At 76.0% G+C, this 10402-nt stretch carries 8 protein-coding genes; 2 read left to right on the top strand and 6 right to left on the bottom strand.

Annotation, left to right across the window (positions count from 1 at the left end):
• Nucleotides 1-30 precede the first annotated feature (30 nt).
• The 4 genes from V9U69_RS13090 to V9U69_RS13105 all read right to left on the bottom strand — a co-directional run bounded on the left by V9U69_RS13090 (nt 31) and on the right by V9U69_RS13105 (nt 3796).
• Nucleotides 31-588 (bottom strand): DUF3618 domain-containing protein, encoded by a 558-nt coding sequence (locus V9U69_RS13090; RefSeq protein ID WP_337062259.1) that lies wholly within the window; start codon nt 586-588, stop codon nt 31-33.
• Nucleotides 585-1106 carry a phage holin family protein gene (locus V9U69_RS13095; RefSeq protein WP_337062260.1) on the bottom strand — a complete coding sequence of 174 codons (522 nt, stop codon included), beginning with the start codon at nt 1104-1106 and terminating at the stop codon, nt 585-587. The genes V9U69_RS13090 and V9U69_RS13095 overlap by 4 nt, the downstream gene beginning before the upstream one ends.
• A gap of 63 nt (nt 1107-1169) precedes the next feature.
• Complete coding sequence (gene pruA, locus V9U69_RS13100; protein WP_337062261.1) at nt 1170-2804, bottom strand: L-glutamate gamma-semialdehyde dehydrogenase; 1635 nt, start codon at nt 2802-2804, stop codon at nt 1170-1172.
• Nucleotides 2805-2863: 59 nt separating this feature from the next.
• A complete protein-coding gene (locus V9U69_RS13105; RefSeq protein ID WP_337062262.1) occupies nt 2864-3796 on the bottom strand; it encodes a proline dehydrogenase family protein in 933 nt (310 codons plus the stop codon).
• A 103-nt stretch (nt 3797-3899) separates the two neighbouring features.
• Here V9U69_RS13105 and V9U69_RS13110 point away from each other — a divergent pair, with 103 nt between their 5' ends.
• Entirely contained in the window at nt 3900-5042 is a 1143-nt protein-coding gene (locus tag V9U69_RS13110) for a PucR family transcriptional regulator (protein ID WP_337062263.1), read from the top strand.
• A 138-nt stretch (nt 5043-5180) separates the two neighbouring features.
• Here V9U69_RS13110 and V9U69_RS13115 read toward each other — a convergent pair whose 3' ends face one another.
• Nucleotides 5181-7718, bottom strand: a complete 2538-nt coding sequence (locus V9U69_RS13115; protein WP_337062264.1) for a SpoIIE family protein phosphatase — start codon at nt 7716-7718, stop codon at nt 5181-5183.
• Nucleotides 7719-7936: 218 nt separating this feature from the next.
• Here V9U69_RS13115 and V9U69_RS13120 point away from each other — a divergent pair, with 218 nt between their 5' ends.
• The gene (locus tag V9U69_RS13120; RefSeq protein ID WP_337062265.1) at nt 7937-9760 is read left to right on the top strand and encodes an ABC transporter ATP-binding protein; all 1824 of its coding nucleotides are present in this window, start codon (nt 7937-7939) and stop codon (nt 9758-9760) included.
• 27 nt (nt 9761-9787) lie between these two features.
• On the opposite strand, the gene V9U69_RS13125 is transcribed toward V9U69_RS13120, so the two are convergent.
• Complete coding sequence (locus V9U69_RS13125) at nt 9788-10327, bottom strand: TetR/AcrR family transcriptional regulator (protein ID WP_337062266.1); 540 nt, start codon at nt 10325-10327, stop codon at nt 9788-9790.
• Between the last annotated feature and the right edge of the window lie 75 nt (nt 10328-10402).

Here is a 10402-nt window from a genome sequence, read left to right on the forward strand (position 1 = left end):
GGGCGGGGACGGGGTGGGGTAGGGGGCGGCTCAGCGACGCTTGCGGCGCACGACCAGCCACACCGTCAGCACCACGGCCACCGCTACGACGCCGGCCAGGGCGCCGCCCTGCGCCTTCGGGCTGCCCGGGGCGCTGTCGCTGGCGCCGTGCACGGAGGACACCGCGCGGTCCCGCACGTCCGTCACCCTGTGCTGCGCCTGCGCCTTGAGGTCGTCGACCTTGTGCTGGGCCTGCGCCTTCACGTCGTCGACCTTGTGCTGCGCCTGCGCCTTCACGTCGTCGCCCTTGTGCTGCGCCTGCGCCTTCACGTCGTCGCCCTTGTGCTGCGCCTGCGCCTTCACGTCGTCGCCCTTGTGCTGCGCCTGCGCCTTCACGTCGTCGCCCTTGTGCTGCGCCTGCGCCTTCACGTCGTCGCCCTTGTGCTGCGCCTGCGCCTTCACGTCGTCGACCTTGTGCTGCGCCTGCGCCTTCACGTCCGCCTTCGCGGCCAGCGCGTCGGCGGTCTCCGCGAGGCGCTCGCGCGTCTGCACGATGTCGCGCTCCAGCGCCTCGCGGTCGGTGGGCGGGGTGGGCTGGGTGCTGCTCATCGCGTGAAACCCTCCTTGACGGCGCCGACGTCCTTCTTCACGCCGTCCACCGCCGCCTGCGGCACCGGCGGGGCGGCCTGCTGGACCTCCTTCTTGCCGACCAGCGCGGCGATGCCGGCCACCACCAGCAGCACGACGGCCACGACGAGCGCCGACAGCCACACGTCCAGGACCAGCGCGAGCGCCGCGATCGCGGTGGTCACCAGGGCGGCGATCCCGAAGAACGCCAGCAGGCCGGCGACGGAGAAGGCGCCCAGGCCCTTGCCGGCCTTCTTGCCCTTCTCCGCCAGGTCCATCTTCGCCAGCTGCACCTCGTCGCGCACGAGGTGCGACACCTGCTGCGTCAGGTCGCTGACGAGCTGACCGATGGACTCGCCCGGTGGGGTGCTCGAGGCCACGGGCCCCGGCCCCGGCGCGGGTGCACCGGTGGGCGCGGCACCCGCCGAAGCGGCGCGTGAGCCGGTGCGGTGGACGACGGACAGGTCGTCCGTGCGCGTGGAGCTCCTGTCGTGGCTCATGGCTGCGCACTACCCGTCGCGGGCCCCGGTGAAACGCCGGGCGACCACCGGGGCCACGGGGGGTCAGCGCATGTGCGGGTACACGTGCGTGGTCGGCGGCACGAACGTCTCCTTCACGGCGCGCGGGCTGGTCCAGCGCTGCAGGTTCAGGATCGAGCCGGCCTTGTCGTTGGTGCCCGAGGCGCGCGAACCGCCGAACGGCTGCTGCCCCACGACGGCGCCGGTGGGCTTGTCGTTGACGTAGAAGTTCCCGGCCGCGAACCGCAGGGCGTCCTGCGCCTGCCGCACCGCGGTGCGGTCGTCGGCGATCACCGCGCCGGTCAGGCCGTACTGCGAGCCGGAGTCCACCAGGCGCAGCACGTCCTCCCACGCGCCGGGGCGGGAGTCGTCGTACACGTGCACGGCGAGGATCGGGCCGAAGTACTCGGTGCCGAACGCCTCGTCACCCGGGTCCTCCCCCAGCAGCACGGTGGGGCGCACGAACCAGCCCTCGGAGTCGTCGTACGTGCCGCCGGCGACGACCTCGATGCCGGGCGCGGCCTTCGCGCGGTCGATCGCGGCGGCGTTCTTCGCGAACGAGCGGGCGTCGATGACGGCGCCGCCGAAGTTCGACAGGTCGGTGACGTCGCCGTACGCCAGGGAGTCCACGGTGGCGAGGAAGCCGGTGCCCATCCGCTCCCACACCGAGCGCGGCACGAACGCGCGCGAGGCCGCGGAGCACTTCTGCCCCTGGTACTCGAACGCGCCCAGCAGCATCGCGGTGGAGAGAACCTGCGGGTCGGCCGAGGGGTGCGCCAGCACGAAGTCCTTGCCGCCGGTCTCGCCCACCAGGCGCGGGTAGGTGCGGTAGTTCCCGATGTTCTCGCCCACGGTGCGCCACAGGTGCTGGAACGTGGCGGTGGAACCGGTGAAGTGGATGCCGGCCAGGTGCGGGTCGATCAGCGCCACCTCCGAGACGGCGCGGCCGTCACCGCCGACGAGGTTCACCACGCCGGGCGGCAGGCCCGCCGCCTCCAGCAGCCGCATCGTCCAGTGCGCCGACAGCATCTGCGTCGGGCTGGGCTTCCACACCACCGTGTTGCCCATCAGCGCCGGGGCGGTGGGCAGGTTCCCGGCGATGGCGGTGAAGTTGAACGGGGTGACCGCGTAGACGAAACCCTCCAGCGGGCGGTGGTCCAGGCGGTTCCACACCCCCGGGGAGGACACGGGCTGCTCGGCGATGAGGCGGCGGCCGAACGCGACGTTGAACCGCCAGAAGTCCACCAGCTCGCAGGGCGCGTCGATCTCCGCCTGCTGCGCGGTCTTGGACTGCCCCAGCATCGTGGCGGCGGCGAGCTTCTCCCGCCACGGCCCGGCGAGCAGGTCCGCGGCGCGCAGGAACACCGCGGCGCGGTCCTCGTAGTCCATCGCCGCCCACGCGGGGCCGGCGGCGAGCGCCGCGTCCACGGCGGCGCGCGCGTCCTCGCGGGTGGCGGCGCCGAACGTGCCGAGCACGCTCGCGTGCCGGTGCGGCTGCACGACGTCGATCCGCTCGCCGCCGCCGGTGGACTGCACGCCACCGATGGTCTGGGTGATCTCGACGGGGTTCGCGGCCTGCTCGGCGAGCTGGTCGGTGAGGAGCTCGCGCTCGGTGCTGCCCGGCGCGTAGCCGTGCACCGGTTCGTTGCGGGGGGCGGGGACCTCGGTCACGGACTGCACGACGACCTCCGGGTCGGGTTCTGCGGTTCTCGGGTTTCTCAGGGCTTCTCGGGGTGCGTTCAGGCGTGGGCGAGGGAGCGCGCGAAGAACGCTAGGTTCGCCGGGCGCTCGGCCAGGCGGCGGGAGAAGTAGCCGTACCAGTCGGTGCCGAACGGCACGTAGGTGCGCACCACGTGCCCGGCGGCGGCCAGGCGGCGCAGCTCGTCGGTGCGGATGCCGTAGAGCATCTGGAACTCCCCCGCCGGCCCGTCCTCGCCGGGTTCGCGACCGGCGAGGAGCTCCTCGGCGATGCGCACCAGGCGCAGGTCGTGGGTGGCGACCATCGGGTACGCGCCGCCGTCCAGCAGGGTGCGCAGGCAGCGCACGTAGGCGAGGTCGACGTCCCTCTTGGCGGGGTGGGCGACCTCGGCGGGTTCGGCGTAGGCGCCCTTGACCAGGCGCACCCGCGAGCCGGGGTGCGCCAGGTCGGCCGCGTCGCCGGGGGTGCGGCGCAGCATCGACTGCAGCACGCACCCGGTGCGGGGGAAGTCCGCCCGCAGCGCGCGCACCGTCTGGAGGGTGTCGTCGACGCGGGTGTGGTCCTCCATGTCGACGGTCACGTCCACGCCGTTCGCGTGCGCGTGCGCCACGAGGTCGTGGGCGCGCTCGGTGGCGCGCGCCGGACCGTCCGGGAGCAGGCCCTGCCCGAGGGCGGACAGCTTCACCGACACCTCGTTGCCCTCCGCCAGCCCGGCGTCGGCGAGGCGGGTGACGAGGTCGCGGTAGGCGGCGGCGGTCTCCTCCGCCTGCTCGGGGCGGGTGACGTCCTCGCCGAGGACGTCGAGGGTGGTGCGCACGCCGTCGGCGGCGAGGGAGCGCACGGCGTCCAGCGCCGCGGCGGTGTCCTCGCCGGCGACGAAGCGCCGCACGACGGGGCGGCTGAGGCTGCTGCCGGTCAGCAGGGAGCGCACGCGCGGCGAGCCCGCCACGCCGAGGACCACTTGTCCGAACACCCTCCCGACGCTAAGCCCGGCACCGCTGCTGGGCCAGGGACGAGTGGATGAAGACGCCTCGCTCGCGCCATCCAGGTGGATGACGGCCTGGCAGGGTGGCGTCGTGAGCACCCCCTCCGCGCCGGGCCTGCAGGAGCTCGTGGACGCCGTCGCCGACCTGACCGGCGCCCCCACCACGCTGGAGGACCGCGACCTGCACCTCGTGGCCGCCTCCGGGCACGAGGACGTCGTCGACGAGGTGCGGCGCACCTCGATCCTGCGGCGGCGCTCCGACGCGGCGGTGCAACGGGCGTTCGCCGCGTTCGGCATCGCCCGCGCGCGCGGTCCGCTGCGGGTGCCCGCCGACCCCGCCACCGGGCGGTTGGCCCGCTGGTGCGTGCCGGTGCGCTGGCGCGGGGTGACGTACGGGTACCTGTGGCTGCTCGATCCCGGCGGCCGCGTCGAGGAGCACCGGCTGGCGCAGCTGCACGACGTCGTCGACGCCGTCGCCGCCACGCTCGCCACCCGCTCGCGCACCGCCGACCGCACCGCCTGGGCCGTGGGCGAGCTGCTCTCGCCGGACGCCGCCGCGCGCGGCCGCGCCGCGGAGGAGCTGACCCGTGAGGCCGTCCTCCCGGCCGGCCGGCTGCGCGTGGTGGCCCTGGCCCCCGTCGGCGGGGAGGCCACCGGGTCCGTCAACGCCTGGGTGCTGCCGCGCTCCGTGGTGGTGGCGCCGGTGGGTTCGCGCGCGGCGCTGCTCGTGCCGGGCGCGGTGCCCGCCGCGGACGTCGCCGACCGGGCCTGCGGGGCCCTGCTGGCGCAGCACCCCGCGGGCGTGGCCGCCGGGGTGTCCGGGCCCGTGACCACGGCCGGGGCGCACACCGGGTGGCGGCAGGCGCAGGCCGCGCTGCGCGCCGCGCTGACCGTCGCCGCGTCGGGGCCGCGCGGGGCGACGGCGGTGCGCGGGTGGGAGGAGCTGGGCACGCTGCGGCTGCTGGCGCTCGCCGAGGCGGGCGACCTCGCGGCCGTGGCGGTGGACGAGCGGGCGCGGCGGCTGCTGGCCGGCGACCCGGAGCTGGTGCGCACCGCGCGCACCTACCTGGACCTGGCCGGGTCGGCGCAGCGCACCGCGGCCGCCCTGGGCGTGCACCGCCAGACGCTGTACCACCGGTTGCGGCGGGTGCGGGCGGTCAGCGGCTACGACCTCGACGACGGCGCGGACCGCCTGGCGCTGCACCTGGCGCTGACCCTGGCCGACCTGACCTGACCCCCTCCTCCCGCGGTGATCAAGGAAGTGGCAACTTCCTTGATCACCGTTGGGGTGGGGGCCGCGGACGGGGCGGGGCGGAGGGACCGGGGGACGGCCGGGTCAGCGGCCGGGTCGGCGGCCGGGTCGGCGGCCGGGTCAGCGGCCGGGGAGGGGGAGGTCGTCGGGGACGCGGTGCGGGCCGGCGACCTCGGGGCGCGGGCCGGTCTGCGGGTGCAGCCGCACCGCCACCAGGGCCACGTCGTCCTCCGGCTCCGGCGGCAGCAGCCGGTCCAGGATCCCGTCGCACAGGTCGTCCAGGTCGGCGCCCGCCAGCTCCACCACGGCCTCGCGCAGCCGCGCCAGGCCCTCGTCGATGTCCTGGCCGCGCCGCTCCACCAGCCCGTCGGTGAACAGCAGCACCGTCGAGCCGCGCTGCACCTCCACCTGCTCGTCCCGCCGCGGCAGGTGCGGGGCGATGCCCAGCAGCAGGTCCGGTTCCTCGCCGGCCAGGTCCACGACGGTGCCGTCGGGGCGCAGCAGCACCGGCGGGGGGTGCCCCGCGTTGGACCAGCGCAGGCGCGTGACGCCGCGCGCCAGCTCGTCCGGGGTCTGCTCCAGGCGCGCCACCACGGCCGTCGCGGTCGTCGCCACGGCCAGCCCGCGCATCGCCGCGTCCAGCGTGGCCAGCACCGCCGCCGGGGAGCCGCCGCTGGAGTAGGCGATGCCGCGCAGCAGGTTGCGCACCTGGCTCATCGCGGCCGCCGCGTCCACGTCGTGGCCCATGACGTCGCCGATGACGAGGACCGTGTCGCCGTCCGGCTGCAGGAAGGAGTCGTACCAGTCGCCGCCCACCTGCACCGCGCGCGCCGCGGGCCGGTAGCGCACCCGCACCTCCAGGTGGTCCGGTTCGACGGGTGCGCTGAGCAGGCTGCGCTGCAGGCCCTCCGCGACGTGCTGCTGGCGCGCGTACAGGGAGGCGTTGTCCAGGGCCAGGCCCGCCCGGTCGGCGACCTGCACCGCCGTCGCCAGGTCGTCGCCGGACAGGGGGCCGTCCTCGGCGGAGCGGAACAGCGACATCACCCCCAGCAGGCGCCCGCGCGCCCGCAGCGGCATCACGCACGCCGACTCCGGCGCCAGCCGCTGCAGCAGCTCGCGCGCCTCGCCCGACAGCACGCTCGACAGCCGCTGCGCCGCGCGCGACTCGATGACGACGGCGCCCTGGCGCGCCTGCGAGCGCCGCAGCGGCGCCTCGGTGGCCAGGCCCGCCTGGCGCACCCGCCGGTAGCGGTCGGTCAGCTCGCGCAGGGCGGGGTCGGCGTGCCAGGAGCCGACGTCGCGCAGCGCGCCGTTCTCGTCGGCGAGGGTGACGACGGCCCAGCGGGCCAGGGCGGGCACGACGTGGCGGGCCAGTCGGGCGACGGCCTCGTCGGCGTCGAGGGTGGCGACGAGGTCGGCGCTGACGGCGGCGAGCAGCTCCAGGCGGCGCGCGGTGCGCCGGGCCTCCTCCTGGGCGGCCCGGCGGGCGGTGACGTCGAGGAAGTAGACGGACAGCCCGTCGGGGTCGGGCCAGGCGCGCACCTCGAACCAGGCGTCCAGCGGCGGGTAGTGCGCCTCGAACGTCACCGGCTCGCCGGTGGCGACCGCGCGGCGGTACTCCTCCTCGAACGCCGTGCCGAGCCCCTCGGGGAACTCCTCCCACACGTCGCGGCCGAGCAGCTCCTCGCGGGGGCGCTGCAGCACCCGCTCCGCCTCGGCGTTGACGTGGCTGAAGCGCCAGTCGCGGTCCAGGGAGAAGAACGCCGAGGGCATCGACTCCAGCAGCCGGGAGACGCGGGCGTCGCCGCGCTTCTCCGCGGTGGTGTCGTAGGCGGCGCCGACCAGGCGCAGCGCGCGGCCGCTCTCGTCGCGCAGCGCCTCGCCGCGGGCCTTGACCCACCGGGTGCCGCCGGAGGGCAGCAGGACGCGGTACTCCGCCTGGAAGACGACGGGCCCCTGCACCGAGGCCTCGACGGCCTCGTGCACGCGGGGCAGGTCGTCGGGGTGCACGCGCGCCTCGAAGGCGGCGAAGGTGCCGTCGAACTCCTCGGCGGTGTACTCGAACATCTCGAGCATCCGCTCGTCCCAGGTGATGACGCCGGTGGCGAGGTCCAGGTCGAAGCTGCCGACGCCGCCGGCGGCCACGCCCAGCCGCCACCGGAGCCGGTCGGCCTCGTGCTGCACGGCCAGCGCCGACAGCTGCAGCTCGCCGACGGCGACGGCGGCCAGGTCGGCGAGCAGCTCGACGTCGGTGCGCGACCAGCGCCGCGGCAGCGGGTCGAAGACCGCCAGGACGCCGACGACCCGCCCGTCCGTGCCGGTCAGCGGCACGCCGAGGTAGCAGCCGACGACGCCGGAGACGACGGCGGGCAGCGCGGCCCACCGCGCGTCGGCGCCGGCGTCGGTCACGGCGAGGGGTCCGGTGCCGCGGGCGGTGGCGGTGAGCAGCTCGTCGACGGGGGCGAGCAGCCCCGCGCAGGCACCGGCGCCGGTGGGGGCGCCGTCCTCGGTGAGCTCGGCGCGCGCGGAGGAGGTGGACAGGGCGCGGGCGGCGAGGGCGGCCAGCCGTTCCAGGGCCGGGTGGGGGACCCCGGCGAGCGGGCTGGGCAGGAGGACGGCGGACCCGCCGTCCCCGCCCGTCGTGGGCCTCGCTCGCACGTGGACCCCTTCGGCTCGGCACCGCGGCCCCGCGCGGCGCACCCTGCACGACCGGTGGCTTCGATCGCTGGCGGCGCCGACCGAGGTCGTCACCGGCAGTCACAGGATAGGGGCGCGCAGCGACGTCGTGGTGTCCTGCGGCGCACTGCTGTCCGGACCCGCTCCTACGCTGGCGGCACAGGCCCCCGTCCCGGGAGCACCGGACGCGAGGAGAGCACGTGCGCGGTGACCCCACCCGCGACCCGTTCCGCCCGGGCAGGGTGGAGCCGCCCGCCGAGCGCCCGCAGCGCGCCGAGGTGCTGCGGGCGCTGCGCCTGTTCCGCCCGCACGCGCGCACGCTGTCGGTGGTGGCCGGCCTCATCGCCGCCTCGGCGGTGGCGGGGGTGGCGTCCCCCTTCCTGCTGCGCGAGATCGTCGACGAGGCGCTGCCGGAGCAGGACCTCGGCCTGCTGGCGGCGCTGGCCGGCGGGCTGGTGGCGATCGCTGCGGTCACGACCGCGCTGGACGTGGTGCAGGGGCTGCTGACGACCCGGGTGGGGCAGGGCGTCATGCACGGGCTGCGCACGTCGCTGTACGCGCACCTGCAGCGCATGTCGCTGGGGTTCTTCGCCCGCACCCGCACCGGCGAGGTGCAGTCGCGCATCGCCAGCGACATCGGCGCCCTGCAGACCGTGGTGACCACCACCGGCGCCGAGCTGGTGCAGAACCTCGCCACGGTGGTGGTGACGGTGGTGGCGATGCTCGCGCTGGACTGGCGGCTGGCGCTGTTCTCCTTCACGGTGCTGCCGCTGGCGGTGCACCTGAACCGGCGGGTGGGGCGGCTGCGCCGGCGCATCACCGCGCAGCGGCAGCGGCAGCTGGCGGAGATGTCCGCGACGGTGGAGGAGACGCTGTCGGTCTCGGGGATCCTGCTGACGCGCACCACGGGCCGCACCCGGGAGGTCGTGGAGCGCTTCACCGCCCAGTCGGACGGGGTGTCCCGCCTGGAGGTCGGCTCGGAGATGGCCGGGCGCTGGCAGTGGTCGCTGATCACGCTGACGATGGCGGCGGTGCCGGCGCTGACGTACCTGCTGGGCGGGTGGCTGCGCGGCACGGGCACCGCGCTGAGCATCGGCACGCTGGTGGCGCTGGTGACGCTGCAGGCGCAGCTGTTCCGGCCGCTGGCGGCGCTGCTGCGGATCCTGGTGCGCCTGCACGCCTCGATGGCGCTGTTCAGCCGGGCCTTCGAGTACCTGGACTCGGTGCCGGAGGTCGCCGAGCGCCCCGGTGCGCTGACGCTGCCCAGGCCGCGCGGTGAGGTGGAGTTCCGCGACGTGACGTTCCGCTACCCGGGGGCGGACCGTCCCGCGCTGCAGGGGATCGACCTGGTGGTGCCGGCGGGCACGTCGCTGGCGGTGGTGGGGGCCACCGGCTCGGGCAAGACGACCCTGGGCTACCTGCTGGCCCGGCTGTACGACGTGGACTCCGGGGCGGTGCTGATCGACGGGCACGACGTGCGCGACGTCACCGCCCGCTCGCTGGCGGAGGCGGTGGGGGTGGTCACGCAGGAGACGTTCCTGCTGCACGCGAGCATCGCGGAGAACCTGCGCTTCGCGGCGCCGGGGGCCTCGGACGAGGACCTGCGCCGGGCGGCGCGCACCGCGCAGGTCGAGGCGGTGGTGGACGCGCTGCCCGAGGGCTTCGACACGGTCGTCGGCGAGCGCGGCTACCGCTTCTCCGGGGGTGAGAAGCAGCGGATCGCGCTGGCGCGGGCGGTGCTGCGGGACCCGCCGGTGCTGCTGCTGGACGAGGCGACGAGCGCGCTGGACGTGCGCACGGAGCGGGCGATGTCCGCGGCGCTGCGGGAGGTGGCCAGCGGCCGCACCACCGTCACGATCGCGCACCGGCTGTCCACGGTGCGCGAGGCGGACCAGATCGTGGTGCTGGACGGCGGGCGGGTCGCCGAGCGCGGCAGCCACGCCGAGCTGCTGGCCCTGGGCGGGCGCTACGCGCAGATGGTGGCCGCCGACGCGGAGCGCTCGGCGGTGGAGCCGTCGGCGTGAGCGGCGGGCGCGGTGGTGCCGGCCCGGTCAGGCGGGGCGGGGCGGCTCGCCCAGCAGCCGGGTGACGCCGGAGACGACGTCGTCGAGGTCGTCGGGGGCCACGCCGATGGAGGAGCCGGCCCACAGCCCGTCGCCGACGAGCTGCACCACGCGGGAGAGCACCCGGTCGCCGACCTGCTCCTCGATGGCCGCGCGCCAGTCCTCGGTGGCGTCGGTGAAGGCGGCGACGGCGCGCGCGTCGCCCTCCTGCGCCAGGTGCAGGACGGCGACGCCGGTGCGGGCCAGCGGGTCGTCGCGCTCCACGACGGAGGTGCGCAGGTAGTAGGCGGCGGCTCCCTCGGGGGCGGCGCGCATCTCGCGGACGTCGTCGTCGGCCATGCGGCGCCAGCGCTCGACGAGGCCGTCGACGAGGGCGTCCTTGCTGCCGAAGTGGTACAGCAGCCCGCCCTTGGAGACGCCGGCGGCGGCGGCGACGGCGTCGAGGGTGGCGGCGCGGGAGCCGGCGGCGACGAGGAGCTCGCTGAAGGCGTCGAGGAGCTTCTCGCGCGTGCTTCGGGCGCTCGTCACGCCCAGGAGGTTAATCGAGACCCGCTGCACCGTCCGGACGGTACAGTCGGGGGGGCACCGTCCGGACGGTGCACC

Origin of the sequence: Kineococcus sp. G2, from assembly GCF_037154035.1 — a bacterium.
Taxonomy (GTDB): Bacteria; Actinomycetota; Actinomycetes; order Actinomycetales; family Kineococcaceae; genus Kineococcus.